Origin of the sequence: Haloarcula hispanica ATCC 33960, from assembly GCF_000223905.1 — an archaeon.
GTDB lineage: Archaea > Halobacteriota > Halobacteria > Halobacteriales > Haloarculaceae > Haloarcula > Haloarcula hispanica.
The window spans coordinates 117,965-136,375 of record NC_015948.1 but is presented as its reverse complement, the minus strand read 5'-3'; the positions used below and the strand labels follow the sequence as shown (position 1 = coordinate 136,375).

General features: G+C 67.0%; 18 protein-coding genes. 8 read left to right on the top strand and 10 right to left on the bottom strand.

Annotation, left to right across the window (positions count from 1 at the left end; translation table 11 throughout):
* Positions 1-53: 53 nt before the first annotated feature.
* Genes HAH_RS00710 through HAH_RS00695 form a run of 4 tightly spaced genes read right to left on the bottom strand, consistent with a single transcriptional unit; the run spans position 54 to position 4,610 of the window.
* Positions 54-1,358, bottom strand: coding sequence for an oxidoreductase (locus HAH_RS00710; RefSeq protein WP_014039166.1), 1,305 nt, complete (start codon positions 1,356-1,358; stop codon positions 54-56).
* Positions 1,355-1,642: a hypothetical protein gene (locus tag HAH_RS00705; protein WP_014039165.1), complete on the bottom strand. Its 288-nt coding sequence runs from the start codon at positions 1,640-1,642 to the stop codon at positions 1,355-1,357. Before HAH_RS00705 ends, HAH_RS00710 begins: the two co-directional genes overlap by 4 nt.
* Before the next feature lie 38 nt (positions 1,643-1,680).
* Positions 1,681-2,208 (bottom strand): KEOPS complex subunit Cgi121, encoded by a 528-nt coding sequence (gene cgi121 / locus HAH_RS00700; protein ID WP_014039164.1) that lies wholly within the window; start codon positions 2,206-2,208, stop codon positions 1,681-1,683.
* Positions 2,208-4,610, bottom strand: coding sequence for an ATP-dependent DNA helicase (locus HAH_RS00695; protein WP_014039163.1), 2,403 nt, complete (start codon positions 4,608-4,610; stop codon positions 2,208-2,210). Before HAH_RS00695 ends, cgi121 begins: the two co-directional genes overlap by 1 nt.
* Before the next feature lie 116 nt (positions 4,611-4,726).
* Between HAH_RS00695 and HAH_RS00690 the strand changes: the two genes are divergently transcribed.
* Entirely contained in the window at positions 4,727-4,972 is a 246-nt protein-coding gene (locus HAH_RS00690; protein ID WP_014039162.1) for a ferredoxin, read from the top strand.
* Here HAH_RS00690 and HAH_RS00685 read toward each other — a convergent pair.
* Positions 4,962-5,408 carry a MaoC/PaaZ C-terminal domain-containing protein gene (locus tag HAH_RS00685; protein ID WP_014039161.1) on the bottom strand — a complete coding sequence of 149 codons (447 nt, stop codon included), beginning with the start codon at positions 5,406-5,408 and terminating at the stop codon, positions 4,962-4,964. The two genes, HAH_RS00690 and HAH_RS00685, sit on opposite strands and share 11 nt — an antisense overlap.
* A gap of 84 nt (positions 5,409-5,492) precedes the next feature.
* On the opposite strand from HAH_RS00685, the gene HAH_RS00680 reads away from it, so the two are divergent.
* Positions 5,493-6,962, top strand: a complete 1,470-nt coding sequence (locus tag HAH_RS00680) for an MATE family efflux transporter (protein WP_014039160.1) — start codon at positions 5,493-5,495, stop codon at positions 6,960-6,962.
* A gap of 41 nt (positions 6,963-7,003) precedes the next feature.
* Here HAH_RS00680 and HAH_RS00675 read toward each other — a convergent pair whose 3' ends face one another.
* The gene (locus HAH_RS00675; protein ID WP_014039159.1) at positions 7,004-7,390 is read right to left on the bottom strand and encodes a RidA family protein; all 387 of its coding nucleotides are present in this window, start codon (positions 7,388-7,390) and stop codon (positions 7,004-7,006) included.
* Positions 7,391-7,461: 71 nt separating this feature from the next.
* Here HAH_RS00675 and HAH_RS20540 point away from each other — a divergent pair, with 71 nt between their 5' ends.
* Both HAH_RS20540 and HAH_RS00670 read left to right on the top strand, forming a co-directional pair.
* Positions 7,462-7,557: a hypothetical protein gene (locus HAH_RS20540; protein ID WP_008306998.1), complete on the top strand. Its 96-nt coding sequence runs from the start codon at positions 7,462-7,464 to the stop codon at positions 7,555-7,557.
* Entirely contained in the window at positions 7,558-8,343 is a 786-nt protein-coding gene (locus tag HAH_RS00670) for a DUF7089 family protein (protein WP_014039157.1), read from the top strand.
* A gap of 43 nt (positions 8,344-8,386) precedes the next feature.
* Here HAH_RS00670 and HAH_RS00665 read toward each other — a convergent pair whose 3' ends face one another.
* Both HAH_RS00665 and HAH_RS00660 read right to left on the bottom strand, forming a co-directional pair.
* Entirely contained in the window at positions 8,387-9,514 is a 1,128-nt protein-coding gene (locus HAH_RS00665; protein WP_008307001.1) for an ORC1-type DNA replication protein, read from the bottom strand.
* 94 nt (positions 9,515-9,608) lie between these two features.
* The gene (locus HAH_RS00660; RefSeq protein ID WP_014039156.1) at positions 9,609-11,657 is read right to left on the bottom strand and encodes a helix-hairpin-helix domain-containing protein; all 2,049 of its coding nucleotides are present in this window, start codon (positions 11,655-11,657) and stop codon (positions 9,609-9,611) included.
* Positions 11,658-11,799: 142 nt separating this feature from the next.
* On the opposite strand from HAH_RS00660, the gene larE reads away from it, so the two are divergent.
* Positions 11,800-12,681: an ATP-dependent sacrificial sulfur transferase LarE gene (larE, locus tag HAH_RS00655; RefSeq protein ID WP_014039155.1), complete on the top strand. Its 882-nt coding sequence runs from the start codon at positions 11,800-11,802 to the stop codon at positions 12,679-12,681.
* Between the two features lie 4 nt (positions 12,682-12,685).
* On the opposite strand, the gene HAH_RS00650 is transcribed toward larE, so the two are convergent.
* On the bottom strand, positions 12,686-13,315 hold the full coding sequence (locus HAH_RS00650) for a histidine phosphatase family protein (RefSeq protein ID WP_014039154.1): 630 nt from the start codon (positions 13,313-13,315) through the stop codon (positions 12,686-12,688).
* 1 nt (position 13,316) lies between these two features.
* A complete protein-coding gene (locus HAH_RS00645) occupies positions 13,317-14,936 on the bottom strand; it encodes a twin-arginine translocase subunit TatC (RefSeq protein ID WP_014039153.1) in 1,620 nt (539 codons plus the stop codon).
* Positions 14,937-15,040: 104 nt separating this feature from the next.
* Here HAH_RS00645 and HAH_RS00640 point away from each other — a divergent pair, with 104 nt between their 5' ends.
* The 3 genes from HAH_RS00640 to HAH_RS00630 all read left to right on the top strand — a co-directional run bounded on the left by HAH_RS00640 (position 15,041) and on the right by HAH_RS00630 (position 18,401).
* Positions 15,041-17,233: a twin-arginine translocase subunit TatC gene (locus HAH_RS00640; RefSeq protein WP_014039152.1), complete on the top strand. Its 2,193-nt coding sequence runs from the start codon at positions 15,041-15,043 to the stop codon at positions 17,231-17,233.
* A 303-nt stretch (positions 17,234-17,536) separates the two neighbouring features.
* Positions 17,537-17,713, top strand: coding sequence for a ribbon-helix-helix domain-containing protein (locus tag HAH_RS00635; protein WP_008307016.1), 177 nt, complete (start codon positions 17,537-17,539; stop codon positions 17,711-17,713).
* Entirely contained in the window at positions 17,703-18,401 is a 699-nt protein-coding gene (locus HAH_RS00630; RefSeq protein ID WP_008307018.1) for a queuosine precursor transporter, read from the top strand. The genes HAH_RS00635 and HAH_RS00630 overlap by 11 nt, the downstream gene beginning before the upstream one ends.
* Positions 18,402-18,411 lie beyond the last annotated feature (10 nt).

Below are 18,411 nucleotides of genomic sequence, written 5' to 3'. Positions count from 1 at the left end.
CGTATGAGCCTTTGTATCCGCCCAGTTATCACGGCGGGAGCGTCCGAAATCGGTCACTCGGGTCGCTCGTACGCACCGTCTCGCTGGAGTCGGGCTTGCTCGCGGACGATAGCCGGCGTCCGACAGCGACCCGGTTCGCCGGTGACCTGCGGGACAGTGCAGTTGTTACAGCTCTCACACAGCGCGTCTGCGCCCTTGAGCAGGCGAGCGCCGAGCCGCGGCTCCGCGTAGAACGGGCGAGCCATTCCGACCGCATCGGCGGCGGGGACGGTTCCAGTCGCTCCGAGGAACCGATCGCAGTCGGCCCGCGTCCGAAGTCCGCCCTCCAGCAGAACCGGCACGTCCACGCGCTCGCGGACCGCCCGGCAGAAGTCGGCGTTCCACCCCGGGTCGCGGCTGAAACGGCAGGCTTGCAGGCGATTAAGCAACTGAACGGCACGCGCTCGTAGTCGGCCGCCGAAGACTGCTGCGTAGTCGTCCTGCAGGTCACTCGCGTCCCAGGCCCGGTCCGGAAACGCACCACGGACAATGCTCATGTCCCAGAACGGGGACACCTCGACCGGAACGAGACCATCATAGCCGATAGCCGCCGCTCGCGTCGCGATAGCCACGCCATCCCTCCGAGTGAGATGCCGTCGAACGAAACTCGGCGCAGCGGTCTCAGCTGGGACCTTCGTGACCAGCGGCACGTCGCCGGCGTGTTCCCGAACGGCGTCGTGGATTGCTTCGAGGAAGCGGACGCCGTCCCGGAACTGGTCGTTCCGACGGTTGTAAAACGGCGAGAGGAACTGCTGGATAAGGCTCATGTTCGCCGCAGAAAGGTGGATGCCGTCGTATCCCGCCTCGACGGCGTAGCCGGCACAGCGCCCGAACTGCTCGGCCAGGGCCCATACCTCCTCTGTCGAGAGCACATCCGGCTGGAGCGAAATCAGGCCAAGCCGGTCAAGCATCTGGAGCTGCCACGGCGGGTGGCTGACGGCGAGCTGGCGCTGGTCCGGGTGCTGTCGGCGGTACTCGGTGTGCCACGTCGCCATGCTCCGGAGACCGCCGTGGGCCAGTTGCAGGAAGACCCGGCCGCCGTGGTCGTGAATCGCACCGGTGAGCCGTTCGAGGCGCTCGACGAAGGCCGGGTCGTGGACACGCGTCATGTTCGGCGCGGCACAGCCGCCGCGGTCGGTGACGATGCTCGCCCCCTGAAAGAGGAGGCCGACACCGGAGGCTGCCGTCGGTCCGAGTTCGTCGATAAGCGTGTCGACTGCGGCCGCGCCGTTGCCCGCACACTCCAGTACCGGTGCGCGGTACAGCCGATTAGGGACCTCGACGCCGCCGATCCGCAGCGGCGTCTCCAGGTCGGTCACGACTGTTCGCGCTCGTCAAACGTCGCCTCGGTACGGCTGCCCTCCTGTGGTGTCACCTGCCGGATGGCCGCCCGGACCTCCGTCGGCGAGTCGAACTCACCGTCGGTGCCGCCCTCGATCGCGGCCGAGAGGTCCCCGGCGGGCGGGTCGGCGCTGCCGTACTCGTCTGCCAGTTCCTCCACGCGGACCGGGTACGCGGCCCCACCGGTGGTGCGGTCGACCGTCGCCTCGACCCGGCGGGCGCGCTCGCTGGCCCGCTGCCGTGCCGTCCGCTGTGGATCCATGTGTGAATATAACACGGTCGTTGTCAAAAATACTGTCGCTACTTCTCGACCGGCAACAGCGCGACGCGCTCTCGGACGGCGTCGGGAATCCCGCCCGCCGTCGCTGCGAGCTCGGTGTCCGTCACGTCGAAGAACGACCGGACGCGGTCTTCGTCGTACGCGCCAAGCGTCGGCCGGGGCGTGAGGTGGTCACGGACCTCGTCCACAGCTGCCGCGATAGCGTCATCGCCCTCATTTCCTTCGTGCGTATCTCCAGAGTCGGGGTCGACGACGGCCACGACGACGGGACAGGTCCCCTTGCTGACGCCCATCGTCAGCGCGCGGTTGATCTGGCGGCGACCGGCCGCGTACAGCAGGATCTCCACGCCGAAGTCCTCGGCGATGCCTTCGCCCCGGTCGTGGGCCCGCGTCGCAAGTTCGACGGCCAGTTCGAGGTGGGCCTGGTCCACGACGTAGCGGGCGTCGAACGCCTGTACCGTGACATCGTGGCGGTCACCGATTGCACTGAGCGTCTCCACGAACGCCCCCACGTCGTCGATATCGGCAGTGCCCTCGACGACCCGCATCAGAAATCACCCAGGCTCGACTGGTCCTCGTTCGCCGCCGCTTCGGCGTTCGTGTCGGTGTCCGCCTCGTCGTCGAGGTCGACGGACACGTCGGCTGCGGGTTCGACGCCCTCCATCGACGGGTCGCGGTGGCCGGCGTTCTCCAGCACGTTCTCGGCCGTTTTCCGGCGGCCCCGGAGCGCCGCCAGGACGACCGACTTATCGGCGTCCCGGAGCTGTGCGCGGTCGGTGATACCGGCCTGAAACAGCCGGCGGGCGCGCTTGCGGCCGACGCCGCGGACGCCGGCCAGGTCGACCAGTTCCTCCCGGACGCCGTGTTCGACGCGGATGCGGGCCTCGCTGATGGCCCGCGCAGCGTCCAGATCGACCTCGCTGGCCAGCGATTCAGCGGCCCCGAGCAGCCACTGGGCGGTTTCGACTTTCCCGCGGATGTCGCCCGGGCCGACGCCGTAGCGCTCCGTGATCGTCGCCTCGTCGACCTCCGTCGCCCAGTCTTCGAGCAGGCGGGCGGTCTTCAGCGCCGAAAGCCAGTCCTCAAAGCGGCCCTCCTCGAACTCCGAGGGGGTGGGGCCGAGCAGTTCGTCCTCCCGTTCGAACAGTTCCATCTCGTACTCCTCCCGGTCGCCCGACCGGAGATACAGTTGGTACATGTCCGGCGTCCGTGAGACGAGGTGGTACAGGCCCAGCGCGGAGATGTCATCCGGGTCCGCGTCGGCGTCGTCGCTCCCATCGGCATCCTCGGCCAGTTCGCTGGCGGTGGTGAAGCCGCTGTCTGCCGGCGGTTCAGCGGGTGCGTCAGCCGGCGACCCGCTCGCGGAGGTGCTGTCACTTGCGCCGCGCTCCCAGTCCCGGAGGCCGTCGACGATTTCGGCGGCGCTCATCGGGTCAAGGTAGAGCCGTGAGACAGTGTGGCCCAGCGAGGTAGCATCCAGCTCTCCGCCCTCGATTTCGAGGAAGTCGTTGCGCTGGAGGTACGTGAGCACGTCGTCGACGACGCGTTCCAGTTGGCCGCTGTCGTCGGTCTGGCTGGCGTACAGCGTCTGTTCGAGGAACTCCAGCAGCCCCTCCCGCGAGCGGGCGAAGCCGGAGGCGACGGTCGCGAGGATGTGGGTCCGCAGCGCCGGTTCGGCCGCGAGTTTCGACCGGACCGGCTCCGGGTCGGCCCAGACGTAGCGCTCGAACAGCTCGTCCACTTCGTCGTGGCTGGACGCGATGAGAACAGCCTCGCCGTAGGGGTCGAGTCCCGGGCGGCCTGCCCGCCCCATCATCTGATGCACTTCGAGCACCGAGAGCGGGGCCATTCCGCCGGCCGAGCCGTCGTAGCGCCGCCAGTCGCGGACGACGACGCGCCGCGAGGGCGTGTTGACGCCGGCCGCGAGCGTCGGCGTCGCGCAGACGACCTTCACTAGCCGGTCCCGGAAGGCGTCCTCGACGAGTTCGCGGTGGCCCCGGGAGAGGCCGGCGTGGTGGAACGCCGCCCCGTCCGCGACGGCGTCCGCGAGGTCGTCGCTCGTCTCCGTGTCGCTCACGTCGCGGATCTCCTCGGCGATGTCGGCCAACTGGTCCCGCTCCTCGGCGGTAAGGTGGGGCCGGACGGTGTTCGCCAGTCGGCCCGCCGCCGCCTCGGCGTTGCGCCGGGAGTTGACGAACACCAGCGTCGACCCGTCGTCTTCCAGCGTGTCGCGGACGATTGCCGCCGTCTGCTTCTCGTTGTTTTGTACCGAGAGTCGCTGCTGGCTCCCGTCTTCGAGGTGCAGCGCCTGCCCGTAGTGGACCCCCTTCTGGAGGTCGATAGGCCGCCAATCAGAGTCGACGAGCCCCGCATCGAGCCACGTCGCCAGCGCCTCGGCGTTGCCGATGGTCGCCGACAGCGCGACGGTCTGCAGGTCGGGGTTGAGCCGCCGGAGCTTCGCCAGCGTCACCTCCAGTGTCGGCCCCCGCTCGCCGTCGTCGACGAGGTGGACTTCGTCGGTGACGACGCAGGTGAGGTCCTCGATCCAGGGGGCGTCGTTGCGGACCAGCGAGTCAACTTTCTCGCTGGTGGCGACGACGATATCCTTGTCCGCGAGCCACCCACCTTCCGACTCGTAGTTGCCCGTCGAAACGCCGATGTCGAGGCCGTACTGTTCGAACTCCTCGAAGTCGGCCTGCTTCTCGCTGGCCAGCGCCCGAAGCGGGACGATGTACAGCGCCTTGCCGCCGCGGGCGACCGAGGAGAGCATCGCTAGCTCGGCGATGAGCGTCTTCCCGCTCGCCGTCGGAATCGACGCGACCAGGTTCTCCCCCTCGGTGACGCCGGCCTCGACAGCCTCGGCCTGGGGCGGATACAGCTCCTCGATACCGTCGTCGCGCAGGTGGTCCGGGAGCCACTCGGGCACGCCCGGCAGGTCCGCAACGTCCATTACACCCCGCTTGGGTCCTGTCCCGATTTAAACTGTCGCACTGCAACCGCATCGACTCACTGGCGGATCGAGCACCGAGGGGGAACGCCTTTGCCCGCGAGCGGCCAACACGAGGTATGCGAGTCGAGTACGACTACGACACCTGTATCGGGATGTTCCAGTGTGTCGCCGAGTGGGACGCCTTCGAGCGCGACGAGGACGCCGGCAAGGCGGTGCTGGCGGACAGCGAGGAACGCGAGGAGGACGTGTTTGTCCGGGAGGTCCCCGACGACGCCGAACTGGACGCGAAGTTCGCGGCCCGGTCCTGTCCGGTCGACGCCATCACGATTTACGACGACGACGGCGAACAGCTCATTCCCTGATTATTCCCTCGACAGTCGCTTCGAGCACGACGGTGTCAGCGGTGTCGCCATCGGTCGATTTCGCCGCGGCTGTGTCGGCCTGACTGGGTTCGTCGCCGCGATTGCTGCGCCGGACGGTCACGTCGCCCACGAGAGCGACGCCGGCGTCGGGACGTGGGTCAACGTTCACTACCGTCAGCTCGCAGACTAGCGTCTCACCGGTGTACACCGGGCGCTGGAACTGCAGGTCCATCTGCGAGGCGAGCACTTCGAGGTCGCCGCCGATACTGGTCAACAGCGACGCGGTGAGCAGCCCCTGAACCATCCGCCGACCATCTCCGTCAGGCTCCGTGTGGCGAGGCTGGTCGTCTCCGGAGAGGGCAGCGAACTGGTCGACATCTTCGGGCTGGAACGTCCGCGTCTCGGTGAACGTCTCGCCGGCTTCGACGGAAGGCATGTGCTGGCCTGTCGGCGTTACGGGAGAAAAGTCTATGGCCTCGTCCCGAAACCCACAGGGGGCTGGACTTCCCAGGTCAGAGCGATGTCGACTGGTGGTCGCCTCCGTCGTCTTCTGACTGCGTTCCCGGCATTGCTGGCCAGTGCAGGGCTCGTCGACCGAGAGAAGGCGACTGCCGCGACAGATCTCGCCGCGCCGGTGATGGTCACCGGCGGGCTCCGGATCCTGCTGCGCCTCGCCGACTTCCTGATGGTCGGCCTGGCGCTCGGTGACGCGGCTATTGCCGGCCTCGAACTCGGCTTCCAGTACTACTTCGTCGGGTTCGGGCTCTCGCTGGCGGTCTCCTCCGGGACGATAAGCGTCGTCTCACGGCTGCAGGGAGCCGACCAGCCCGAGCGCGCGAACCTCGCTGTCAAGCAATCGCTGTGGATCGCGTTGCTCATCTCCATCCCGCTGTCGGCGCTCTGCTGGCGCTATCCGGATCTTCTGGTGGGGGTTCTCACCGACGATCCGGCGACCATCCGGTTCGGCGCGACGTATCTGGCTATCGTGATGCTGTCGCTGGCCCCGCGGTTCTGGAGCATGGTCGCCGCCCGCGCGCTGGCCGGCAGCGCCGACACGAAGACGCCGATGTACGTCCGCCTGCTCACGCTGCCGACGAACGTCGCGCTCAACGCCGTCCTCATCTTCGGGGTGGGCCCGTTCCCCGAACTCGGCATCGCCGGTGCGGCGTGGGGGACGGCCATCGCGAACACGCTCGCGGCGGTGATTTTCCTCGGACTGTTGCTGTCCGGGCGCTACGTCGTCACGCTCCGGCCCGGCGGAACACAGTTCAGCGCCGACCTCATGCGCGAAATCGTCCGCGTCGCGCTCCCGCTGTCCGGAATGCGACTGCTCCAGACGTTCGCCCGCTTTCCGTTCCTGTTCATCCTCGGCGTGCTGGGGACGCCGACGCTCGCGGCCTACGCCATCGGCCGCCGGGTCATGCTGCTCGCGCTGATGCCGGCGTGGGGCTATGCGACCGCCGCGTCAACGCTGGTCGGGCAGTCGCTGGGTGCCGGTGACGAGCGGGAGGCGACCGCCTACGGCTGGCAAACGCTTCGCGTCGCGCTCGCCGTCCAGCTCGTCGCGGCGGTCCTGCTCGTGGTGTTTGCCCGCCCTATCGTCGCCCTGTTCGGGACGGCCTACCCCGATCTGGCGGCAGCGTTCGTCCGCGTCTTCGGCCTGCTCGTCGCCGGCTTCTCCATCTCCCGGACGATGCGGGGCAGCCTTCGTGGCGCTGGTGACACCCGCTGGCCGCTGTACGGGACGTTTCTGGGCGGCTACTGCTACCGGCTCCCGGTGGCCGCGCTCGCCCTCCCATCGTCGTTCATCGTGACGGTCCCACTCGTCGGCGTCGCCGTCTCGCCGGGCCTCGGACTCGGACTACCCGCAATCTTCGCTGCGCTCGTCGGCGACTTCTACCTGAAGGCCGCGGTCAACGCGGGGCGGTTCTGGTCCGGCGGGTGGCGCGACGTTGCCAGACGGGCGGGCGTCGGTGCGACTGACGACTGACGCCGGAGGCTATCAGCCACACCGGCCCGCTGTCGACCGCGTCACTCGACCTGCGCGACGGCTTCGACCTCGACGACGGCCTCGGGTGTTGCCAGTCCGCTCACCTCGACCATCGTCGCCGCGGGGCGCACGTCGCCGAAGAACTCGCTGTGGGCCTCGCCGACCCGCTCCTGGTCGTCGATATCGGTGACGTACATCCGGGTCTGGACCACGTCCTCAATAGCGGCGTCGAGAGAAGCGAGCGCGTCCTCGACGATACCGAAGGCGTGTTTCGTCTGTTCGTACGGGTCTCCCGGCGCGACGACCTCGCCGTCGTCGTCCGTGGCGATGGTACCGGCGACGCGGACGGTGTCGCCAGCGCGTATCGCTCGCGAATAGCCGACTTGCTGTTCCCAGTCTGTGCCCGTGGAAACGCGTTCGCGGCGCATACCCGATGGACGGCTCGGACCTGGAAAATCGTTTCTCAAGTTTTAATGTCCGGCCCGAGATACTCATTGGCATGAGCAAGGCCACGAAAATCGTCCTCGGAACAATCGGCGTGTCAGCACTGCTGTCAATCGGCATCGTCATCAACCTCGTCCTGTTCTCGGCGTAGATGTTCACCGAGCGTTCACTGACCGGCGAACTGCCGGCAGTACGTGCGGCCTACGCCCCTGAGACACTCGTACTGAACTGCGACCGTGACTTCGAGACGCTGGACCCCGCAGTCGCCGAGGAACTCCTGCTGGTGACTGACAGCCTCGACCAGATTTCTTACGACGGTGCGTGGCTGCCGACCACAGCCCCGGAGGTACTACAGGAGTACATCGGCAGCGACCTGACTATCGGGATGCCGGGGGACGGCGGTGTCGCCTGGACACACCAGACAGTCCCGCCCTGCGTGTTTGTCAAGCCACGGCTGGAGACCTCGCCGGACGACTTCGTCTCGTTTCTCATCGCCGAGGCGCTCGTCGAGGTCAGTCTCGACGAACCTGAGCATTTCCTTGGCTTCTTCGGCGAGCGCTACCCGGAGTTCGTGGCCGCCACCGAGGACCACCTCGACGCCAACGCCCGGTACCAGCTCGCAGCGGCGGTGTACACAGCGTATCTGGGCCTCCAGACCCGCGCGGAGTTCGCCGACTGGGCCGACGACTACCCCGAGCTGTACGCGGCATGGGAGGATGCCGGCGAGCGCCTCCAGCCCCGCCTCGAAGACCTCCCCAGCGAAATCGCCCAGGGCCAAACGGAGTTCGCCGCGGCCGCCGAACTCGCCTGTAGCGGCGTCAAGCACGGACTCGACCTGCCCGCGCCGTTTGCCGCGCTCGACACCGACGCCTATCTGGAGTACGGCGCTGACTACGCCGTCCAGTGGGCCGAAACGACGTTCGAGAAGATGGACTGACTCGGTTCCGTTTTGCCGATAGAATACGTTTTCCGACGTTGTATTACAGTCGCTCCAGCACCGCATCGGCGTCGTAGTTGAGCGTCAGCTCCCGCGACCGACCGCGACCCTCGACGTTGGTGTAGTCGGCGTCGATGATGTCGAGCTGGTCGAGCTTGTTGATGATCTCGGAGTACCGGGTGTAACCCAGGTCTGTCTGCTCGGAGAAGGCGTCGTAGATGTCGCCGGCTTGCTGGCCGTCGTGGGCGGCGATGACCTCCACGAGCGCGGTTTCCGAGTCTGACAGTTCCCGCAACCGGCGGGAGAGGTGGACGTATTTGGACTTGTCGTAGGCCTCCTCGACGTCCTCCGTTTCGACAGAGCGGGAGGCACGCATCTCGGCGTTCATCCCGGCCCGGCGCAGGAGGTCGATACCGACCCGGAGGTCCCCGCCCTGTTCTTCGGTCAGTTCGGCGACGCGGTCAAGCACCGTGGGGCCGACGACACCTTCGTTGAACCCCCGGTCGGCGCGCTCGCCCAGGATGTCCGCGATTTCGGCCTGTCCGTAGGGGTTGAAATACACCTCCTCCGGGCGGAACACGGACTGGACGCGGGTATCGAGGGCGTCGATGACGTCCAGTTCGAGGTCCGAGGAGACACAGATAACGCCGATTTTCGCGCCGGAGTGGGCCTCGTGGGCGCGCAACAGCGAGTACAGCGTGTCACTGGCCTCGCTCTCGTAGAACAGGTAGTTCACGTCGTCAAGGGCGACGACGAGCACCTCGTCTTCCTCGACCAGTTTGTCGGTGATCTGTGAGAACAATTTCTTGAAGGAGATGCCCGAGGACGGTGGTTCGTAGTCGAATATCTCGGCGAACAGGCGCGAGAAGACGGCATAGCGCGTCGAGTCCATCTGGCAGTTCACCCGCACGGTTTTCACGTCCGTCTGGGCGGTGAGTTCGTCGAACAGTATCTGGACGGCCGTCGTCTTCCCCGTTCCGGGCGGTCCGCGGGCGATGACGTTGAGCGGGCGCGACCCGCGGACGGCCGGCCGGAGCGCGTACTTCAGCGTCTCCATCTGGGTGTCCCGGTGTTTGAACGTCTCCGGGAGCCAGTCGATTTCGAAGACGTGTTCGTCCCGAAAGACGGACTCGTCCCAGCCGAGCATCCGGTCCTCGGGGTCGTCGCTCATCACTTTCACCGAGCTTCGCGGCCCACTTAACCATTTGCCACAGCTTCACGAGCAGTGACAGGTACACGAGGGGGCGCGGTTTCGCCGGCCGTCGCTACTCGAACTTCCCGAGTAGATCACTGTAGAACCCATCGGCATCGTCGGCACCGTCGTCGGCGAGCTTCTCGACGATGAGTTCCGGCGTCGAGCGGGCAAGTTTCCCCTTGACAGGCGAGCGCTCGACGCGCAGTTCGCCGTTTTCCAGCCCCTTGGCTTCGATGCCGTCGATGCTGATGTCGGTCTCGGCGGCCTCGCTGATGTCGCGTGCGAGGTGGGAGACGAAAATCGCCGTGGCCTGTCGTTCGCCGAGCGCTTCGAGGATGCCGGCCATAATCTTCGCGCTGGCCCCGGGTTCGGTTATCGACTCGAGTTCGTCGACCAGCACCATCACCGGGCGGTCGTCGGTCCCGGCCGCTGGGCCGTCGGTAGCGGCACCGTCGTCTCGTCCCGGGTTGCGGTGATCGACGTCCGCGACGAGGTCCCCGAACTCCCGCAGCGTGGCCTCGAACGCGCCGGCGTCCAGCGTGCCCTGGGTCTTGGCGTGGTAGTGGAGTTCCGAAACCCGGCCGACGCGGGCAGACTCCGCCGGGACGGGCAGGCCCATGTGGGCGAGCGTCGTCACCAGCGCCACGAGGTCCAGCGTCGAGGTCTTGCCGCCGCTGTTGACCCCCGAGAGGACGGTGACGCCCTCGACAGCGTAGTCGACGGGCTCGACTGTTTCGAAGGGCACGTCGAGCAGCGGCGAGCGCCCGCCCTCGATGGCGACGCCCTCGGACTCGGTCAGGTCCGGCATCGTGCAGTCGAAGTCCGCGGCGAAGCGGGCGATGGCCAGCTCCACGTCCAGTTCCAGCGTCGCGTCGACCAGCGACTCGGCTGCCTCGCGCATCTCGGCGAGGTCGTCGGCCAGCTCCCGTTTCCGGCGGGTCGCGCGCTGGTCGCGCGCGGCGGTCAGTTCCTCGCGGAGACGGGCGACGACGTCCTCGCTGTGTTCGACCGGGTAGGCCGGCTCGTCGGGGAAGGCCCGGCGCGCCGTCGCCTCCATGTCTCGGAGCGCCAGCGCGTCGACGAGGTGGTCGCGGGCTTTCTCGACGGCGGCGGCGTACTCGTCGGCCAGTTCCCGCTGGAGCAGCGAGTCGACGCCCGCGCCGCGTTCGACCAGCGACAGCAGGTCCGTCCCCTCGATGGTCACGTCCTGCTCCTCGATGGCCTCCCGGAGGTGGTCGTTGGCGACGCTTTCAGCCGTGGAGACCGCCGCGTCGAGGTCGTCGACGGCGGTGGCGAGGCGGTCGAGCTCCTCGTCGCCGCTGACGCTCCCGTCCTCGTCGAGCTGGTCGAGCGCCGACAGGAGCGTCTCCAGGTCACACGGCGAATCGAGGTCGGCGACGCGGTGGACCTCGGCAGCGGCCCGTATCCGGTCGCGGTTGCGAGCGAAGAAGGTGAGCACGCGTTCGGGCACGACGGATTCGGGCTCTTCGAGCGCGTTCGGTTCTACCCGGACATCGCCATCCACGTCAACACCGGCGAAGGCCTCGTCCAGCGCGACGACCGTCGAGTACGAGCGGGCGAGTTCGGCCAGCTGGCGGGCGTCGTCGACGACCTCGACACTGACCTCCGGAATCGCGGCCTGCGCGTCGGCGTAGCGCTCGGCGTCGCGGGTCGCCAGACAGCGGTCCCGGACCCGCACGTCGCCGGGTTCAGAAAGCGGTTCGACGGCCGACAGGGCGTCGAGAACTGCCGGGTCGGGGTCGCGGGCCATCGCCGACTCGGCGAACGCCCGGACCTCCTCGATGCGGCTGCGGACGCCGCTGGGATAGATCGTCTCCAGTCGCTTCGCGGCGTAGTCGGTCACTGTCCGCTCGGTCAACAGGGCCAGTGCATCCTCGTGGATTTCCCGGGCGCGTTTCGTCGCGGTGAACCCACCGGGGTCGTCGTGTTCGGCCCGGATCGCACCGCGAGCGATGCGGGCGGCCCGACCCTCGCTGATGCCCGGTGCGTGTGCGAGCGACGCCACGTCGCCGTCCCGGAGTGCCGCCTCCGGATCGTCTAGTTCCCGGAGCGCCGCGGCTGTCTTTGCCCCGACGCCCGGAACCGATTCGAGCTCCATCTGCCCGCCCATTCGACGCCAGCGAGAAAAAACCCGTTGCCAGCGGCTCCGGCGGCGGAGTGGGTAGTCGACACCGCTTCGACTACGTCAGCTAAACACCGAACGCGAAGGCGTTTTTGCGCTCCACCGAGAAAGGAATCCCATGTCTGCTGTTTCGGAGAAGCTAGCGGCCGCCCGCGAAGACCTCAAGTCGCGAGACGGCGTGCTTATCGCCTTCTCCGGTGGGGTCGATTCGAGTGTCGTCGCCGCACTGGCTTACGACGCCCTCGGCGACGACGCTATCGCCTGTACCGCCAAGTCCGAGACGCTCCCCGCTGCCGAACTGACGGACGCCACGCGCGTCGCGGAGGAGATCGGTATCCGTCACGAAATCGTGGAGTTCTCCGAACTCGACAGCGACGAGTTCATCCAGAACGACGACATGCGGTGTTACCACTGCCGGTCGATGCGCCTGGGCGCGATGTACGACCGCGCCCGCGAACTCGGCATCGACGTGGTGTGTGACGGGACGAACGCCTCCGACGTGGGCGAGGGCCACCGCCCCGGCCTGCGCGCCGTCGAAGAACTGGACGCCTACTCCCCGCTGCTGGAACACGACATCGAGAAGTCCGAAGTCCGCGAAATCGCCCGCGAGTACGACCTCTCCGTAGCCGACAAGCCCTCGATGGCGTGTCTCTCATCGCGGATTCCGACTGGGCTCGAAGTCACGGAGGAACGCCTCTCCCGCGTCGAGAAGGCCGAGCGCCTCCTGCGAACGTGGGGCTTCGAGCAGTTCCGCGTACGCGACCACGACGGCCTCGCCCGCATCGAAGTCGGCGAGGAAGAGCTCGAAACGGCGCTCGACCCCGACTTCGTTCGCACCGCCCGCGACCACATCGAGGACTGTGGCTTCGATCACGTAACGCTGGACCTCCACGGATACGAAACCGGCAGTGTGAGCCCCGAAACGGAGGAGCCAGCTGAAGCGGAGACCGAGGACGTGGTCAGCAACGTCTTCGACGCCGACTACCCGTCCGTCGACTGAGGGCTCAGTCAAGCAACGTCCGCCAGCCAGTCAGTTCCTCGCCGACCAGTTCGGGGCTGTCCCCATCGAGCCGAATCTCGTTGACGGCGCAGTTCGCCTGTGAGTGTTCGGCCAGCGCCGCGTCCGGGTCTATATCCGTGAGTTTCGCCAACAGGACCTTGATGACGCCGCCGTGGGTGACCACCAGCGTGGTTTCACCGGCGTCGGTCGTCGCGATTGCCCGGTCCCAGGCCGACTCGACCCGTCCGCGGAAGGTCGGAATGCCCTCGCCGCCCTCCGGGGCCGCATCCAGCGAGATGACGCTCGCGTCCCGGTCGTGGTCGGGGTACTCATCAAGTAGTTCGTCGGCGTACAGGCCCTGCACGATTCCGAAGCCGCGCTCGCGCCAGTCGGTGTCGAACTCTGGGTTGGGCAAGCCGCCGTAGCCGTCACCGACCGCGGCAGCCGTCTCACGGGTGCGCCGGAGGTCCGAGGCGAAGACGCGGTCGACGCTGTAGCGGTCGTCAAGCCACGCCCCGAGCGCCGTGGCCTGCTCCTGTCCCTGGTCGGTCAGCCGACTCGGCGCCCATCCCTGGATGCGCCCGTCGCGGTTCCACGTCGTCTCGCCGTGCCGGGCGACGAGGAGGGTTCCCATCTTATTCACCCCGGTTTCGCCAGCGCGCGACGGCGATGGTCCCCTCGTAGAGGAGGACGAGGCCGGCGGCGACAGCGATTGCGGCGTTTCGCGGGAGGCTGAACTGGTTCACGAGGCGGAACAGCGTCGGGTCGGGGCTGCCGAGGTAGCCGACGACGATGGCGACGGCCCACACCGGCAGGCGTGCGGCCCGGAACCCGCGCCAGAGCCTGACCGAGCCGTAGTAGTTCTTGTTCACGTACGCCAGCGCCTCGAACAGGACGATCATCCCGCCGCCGACGAGCATCGGCGTGGCGTTCCCGAGGCCGACGGCCGCCAGCGTCTCGGTGACGGTGGCCGGAAGCCGCTCGTAGTAGCCCGTCGGCACCGGCGCGGGGCTGAGCAGGTAGCCGGCGATACCGAAGACCAGCCACGCGGCGGGACGGCGAGCGGCGAGGTCGTCGGCCGTCGGCACCGGCGACGTGCTGCCGGTCCAGCGGAGGAGCAGCAGGGTCCCCTCGAACAGGCCGATCATCGTCACGGCGACCATGAGCGGGGCCATCCCGGTCGGGTCCGGGCTGAACAGGAACGCCACGGCGGCGAAGCCACCCCAGAAGTACAGCCGCCGGTCCTGGAGCCACTGGCGCGTCGTCACGCCCATCATCACCGCGAGCATCACGAACAGCGGAATCTGGAAGATGAGCGCGAACAGCCCGAGCATCAGGATGATGAGGTTGAACGTCTCGCTCAGGCCGAAGGCCAGGTCGGCCGCGCGGTCGGAGTAGGTGATGAAGTAGTCGAACATCGCCCGCAGCACGGCGAAGTACGCGAAGCCGACGCCGACGGCTGCGAGGACCAGACTGGTCGGGACTGCCGCGAGGTAGTAGCGCCGCTCGCGGGGGTACAGTCCCGGCCGCATGAACAAGTACGTCTGGTAGACGAACACCGGCAAGGCGGCGATGAAGCCGACTAGCGAGGACACTTTCAGCCGCGCCAGAATCAGCGCGAGCGGGTTGTACACGTTCGGACAGTCCGCCCCTTCGACGACACTGCCATCGGCATTCGTCGCGACCTGACCGCATTGGCTTGCCGGGCCATCGAGGAAGGAGTACCACAGGAAATTGATGAGTTCGTCGGAGTACGGCAGGGCGATGACGGCGACGACGGCCATCACGCCGACGACGACGAACAGCCGCATCGCCATCTCCTCGACGTGGTCGGCGAGGGGCATCTCCTCGTCGTCGGGCGCGCCCTCGTCGACGATGTCCTCATCCGGGTCGTAGGTGGGCGCGTTCCCGCCGCCGGTCGTCGGCGCGGAACCGCCGGCACCAGCCGGTGACGGCGTCGACTTGCCCCAGTCGGTCGGAACGTCCGCCGGCACAGCGGCGGCAACGTCCGACGCGTCCCGGTCGAACAGCCCGGCGTTGGATTCGGATTCAGTCGGCGTGGCGTGAGAGCCAACGGTATCCTCATTGCCGCCGGCCGGCGCGGGACCGGGGCTCGTTACTTCGTCCGTCTCCCGATCGGCATCGGCCTCGGCCACGGGGTCGGTGGGGATCGACGACTCGTCGGATTCGTCGTCGGACGGTAGTGGCGGCTCTTCGGACCCGCGCCGCTCGTCGTCTGCGTCACCGTCCTCCATCTGTCCCGGGCTTAGACGGTGGGTGTTGTAAACTTTCTTTTCGAGCAGTGGCTGTCACCGGGATGAATAAATTGATAACGCCCACTGGGCTAGGCACAGAGAAGATGGCGAGTGCTATCGACGAGGACACCGTCCAGACGGTTCAGAGCGGGCGCGCCACGCTCGGCGCGATGCTCCGTTCGGCGCAGGTGCACCTCCAGAAGGTGTTCATCGTCTTCGTCATCGGGATGATCGGCACGATCATGGGACTGCAGTACGGCGTCTGGGACACGCTACGCGCCGATCTCCTGTACTCGCAGATGGACCTCACCACGCAGGAGGCCACGAGCATCGTCGCGGTCACGCCCTTCGACGTCATCCTCCTGCAGGTGAAAATCGGCGCCGTCATCGGGATTCTCATGTCGTTGCCGCTGTTGATCTACTTCGGCCGCGACGGACTCCGCCAGCGCGGCTGGTGGCCGGCCGAGCACATCCCGACCTGGAAGGGCGCGCTGTTCGTCACGATCAGCTTAGGTCTGTTTTTCGGCGGCGTGGCTTACGCCTACGAACTGTTCTTCCCGCTGATGTTCAACTTCCTCGCCGGGGACGCGTTCAAGGCCGGCTTCACGCCACAGTACTCCATCGTCAAGTGGTTCCAGTTCGTCTTCCTGCTGGCCGTCTCCTTCGGACTCGCCGCCCAGTTGCCCCTCGTGATGACGGTGCTCTCCTACACCGAGATCGTCCCCTACGAGACGTTCCGGGACAAGTGGCGCTACGCGGTAATGGGGATTTTCGCCTTCGGCGCGCTGTTCTCGCCGCCGGACCCCTTCACCCAGATTATGTGGGCCGCGCCGCTGTGTGGTCTCTACGGCATCAGCCTCGCGCTGGCGAAGCTCGCGATGCTGGTCAGGCGTTCCGGTGACCTCGTCAGTACCAGCGCCGTCGCTCGCGGGCACTGGAACACGATTCTCGGCGGTGCAGTGCTGGGCGGCGGCGTGGTGTACTACGTCCTGGCGACGCCGGCATTTCAGTACGTTCAGCGGTTCGCCGAGGTGTTCCCCTCCGACCGGCTCACCGGCGACATCCAGCCGCCGGCGCTGTTCGGACTCCCAGTCGAGAGCACGGCACTGCTTCTCGCTGCCGTGTTCGGTGTCATCGGTGCTGTCGTCGTCCTCTACTACCACGTCCTGACCGCCCTCTCGGAGAAGGCCGGTCCCGGTCAGGTCGGTGACCCGACGGCTATCGACATCGACGAACTCAACGCCTCGGCCGTCGAGGTTGCTCCGCCGGAAGTGTTCGAGGAGATGACCGAGGACGAGGCGCTCGCCCACGCCGACCGCGCCCTCGCGGACGACAACAAGGAGAAAGCCCAGGCCGTCCTCGACCGGTGGGACATGGCCCACGAGGACGACTCGGAGGGTGACGGTGGCGACGGCGCGGACGAGACCGCCGAAGCGGACGAAGAAGAGGCAGGCGTGTTCACCTCGACGACCGCCGGCATGGTCGATGCCTTCACCGAGGACGAGACTACGGAAGACGAAATCGGCGGCTACTACTACGACATTCAGTTCATCCTCAGCGCGCTGGCCTCCCGGGCGTTCGTGATTCTGGGCATCTTCGGGGCAGTGCTCGCCGCCGCGTTCCTGTTCCTCTATCAGGGCGGCATCGGGTCGATACAGCGGACGTTCGTCAGCCGGCTCCCGCCGGAGATGGCCGCCGACGTGAGCATCGTCACGCTCCACCCCGTCGAGCACCTGGTGTTCATCGTCAAGTTCTCGACGATACTCGGGGCCGTCTCTGTCATCCCCGTTGTGCTGTACTTCGCGTGGCCGGCGATGCGCGAGCGCGGCCTCGTCATCGGCAACCGCAACATCCTGGGCATCTGGGGCGGGACGCTGTTCGCCGCGCTCATCGGCGGGAGCCTGCTCGGCTTCCTCTACGTGGCCCCGATGACCATCTCCTGGATCGCCTACGACCAGCTGAACTCGAACATGGTCATCGCCTACCGCGTGAGCAAGTTCGGTTGGCTCGTGTTCTTCCTCACCATCGGCATCGGCCTGCTGGCGGAGATCCCGGTGACGATGTTCCTGTTCCACAAGGGCGGCATCATCCCGTTCCACCTGATGTACGAGCGCTGGCGGGAGGTCGTCATCGCCATCGTCGCCCTCTCGGCGATTCTCTCGCCCAGCGGCATCTTCACGATGTTCATCGTCGGCATTCCGACGGCGCTTTCGTACATGCTCGGCCTCGGCATCCTCTGGGTGTACACGCTCGGCGGCCGGCGGACGACGAACCGCCGCAGCGAACCGGCTGACTGACCGCAGCCACGGACGCTTGGAATCGTATTCGACGATGATTACGCCGTCGCCGCTGTCATGGAACGTACGAAGATACTCGTAGCGGTCGGTAGCAGCGCTATCACCACGAATACAGCGACGAGCCCCCACCGCCAGCGGTAGACATCCGAGCGTTGCTTGCCGCTTCAATCTGCGGGTATATTCCACAACAGTAACTGCAAAACAAAACGAGTCAGATAGTCATCCCGGCGCATGCCGTCTACGTAGAGACAGACGGTCGTCGAACCACAGTACATATGCTCACCCCTGATATATTCCTCAGATATGCCCAAGATAAGCGTGGAGGTCCCGGCCGAACTGCTGAACGACATCGACAAGCACGTCGGCGAAGACGGGAAGTTCGTCAACCGAAGCGAAGCCATTCGGGCCTCGGTGCGGAAAACGCTCGACGTGCTTGACGACATCGATGAACGGCAGGGGCGACTCGACGATGACCAGTGAGCGGTCGGAGGCGGTGCGCGTCGGCCTCGTCGCGCTGTTCGTGACAGCACTGGTCACTTCACAGGTGACCGCCTCGAAGCTGCTCGCGTTCTCGCTGCCGTTCTCGCTCCCGCTTGCCGGGTCGACGCTCGTCCTGCCCGGGGCCGCGCTGGCGTACGCGCTGACGTTCTTCGCCTCCGACTGCTACGCCGAACTGTACGGCCGGCGGGCCGCGACGGTCGTCGTCAACGTCGGCTTCGCCATGAACTTCGTCCTGCTGGCGCTGGTCTGGAGTACCATCTTCGCCCCCGGGCTCCCGCAGGCGGCCCAGCCGGTGGATCTCGCGGCGTTCCGGAACGTGCTCGGGGCCAGCACGGCCATCGTCGTCGCCAGCCTGTCGGCCTACGTCGTGAGCCAGAACTGGGACGTGTTCGTCTTCCACTGGCTTCGGGACCGAACCGACGGCGAGAAACTCTGGCTCCGTAACATCGGCTCGACGGCTACGAGCCAGCTACTGGATACGGTCATCTTCGTCGGCGTCGGCTTCATCCTGTTTCAGGGCGTCCCGCCGGCCGAGGCGCTGGCGCTCATCGTCGGCCAGTACTTGCTGAAGCTCGCTATCGCCGTCCTCGACACGCCCTTTGTCTACGCCGTCGTCGGCTTCGCTCGGCGGAACGACGTCGCACCGACCCCGGCACGGGCCGACTGAAAAACGACTG

Bases quoted from the DNA above. Each gene is read 5' to 3' on its own strand.
- HAH_RS00695 (WP_014039163.1), bottom strand. From the start codon at position 4,610: ATGGACGTTGCGGACCTGCCGGGCGTGCCCGAGTGGCTCCCGGACCAC.
- HAH_RS00635 (WP_008307016.1), top strand. From the start codon at position 17,537: ATGCCCAAGATAAGCGTGGAGGTCCCGGCCGAACTGCTGAACGACATC.
- larE (WP_014039155.1), top strand. From the start codon at position 11,800: ATGTCTGCTGTTTCGGAGAAGCTAGCGGCCGCCCGCGAAGACCTCAAG.
- HAH_RS00675 (WP_014039159.1), bottom strand. From the start codon at position 7,390: ATGCGCCGCGAACGCGTTTCCACGGGCACAGACTGGGAACAGCAAGTC.
- HAH_RS00660 (WP_014039156.1), bottom strand. From the start codon at position 11,657: ATGGAGCTCGAATCGGTTCCGGGCGTCGGGGCAAAGACAGCCGCGGCG.
- HAH_RS00680 (WP_014039160.1), top strand. From the start codon at position 5,493: ATGTCGACTGGTGGTCGCCTCCGTCGTCTTCTGACTGCGTTCCCGGCA.
- cgi121 (WP_014039164.1), bottom strand. From the start codon at position 2,208: ATGCGGGTCGTCGAGGGCACTGCCGATATCGACGACGTGGGGGCGTTC.
- HAH_RS00685 (WP_014039161.1), bottom strand. From the start codon at position 5,408: ATGCCTTCCGTCGAAGCCGGCGAGACGTTCACCGAGACGCGGACGTTC.
- HAH_RS00650 (WP_014039154.1), bottom strand. From the start codon at position 13,315: ATGGGAACCCTCCTCGTCGCCCGGCACGGCGAGACGACGTGGAACCGC.
- HAH_RS00670 (WP_014039157.1), top strand. From the start codon at position 7,558: ATGTTCACCGAGCGTTCACTGACCGGCGAACTGCCGGCAGTACGTGCG.
- HAH_RS00665 (WP_008307001.1), bottom strand. From the start codon at position 9,514: ATGAGCGACGACCCCGAGGACCGGATGCTCGGCTGGGACGAGTCCGTC.
- HAH_RS00630 (WP_008307018.1), top strand. From the start codon at position 17,703: ATGACCAGTGAGCGGTCGGAGGCGGTGCGCGTCGGCCTCGTCGCGCTG.
- HAH_RS00690 (WP_014039162.1), top strand. From the start codon at position 4,727: ATGCGAGTCGAGTACGACTACGACACCTGTATCGGGATGTTCCAGTGT.
- HAH_RS00705 (WP_014039165.1), bottom strand. From the start codon at position 1,642: ATGGATCCACAGCGGACGGCACGGCAGCGGGCCAGCGAGCGCGCCCGC.
- HAH_RS00645 (WP_014039153.1), bottom strand. From the start codon at position 14,936: ATGGAGGACGGTGACGCAGACGACGAGCGGCGCGGGTCCGAAGAGCCG.
- HAH_RS20540 (WP_008306998.1), top strand. From the start codon at position 7,462: ATGAGCAAGGCCACGAAAATCGTCCTCGGAACAATCGGCGTGTCAGCA.
- HAH_RS00640 (WP_014039152.1), top strand. From the start codon at position 15,041: ATGGCGAGTGCTATCGACGAGGACACCGTCCAGACGGTTCAGAGCGGG.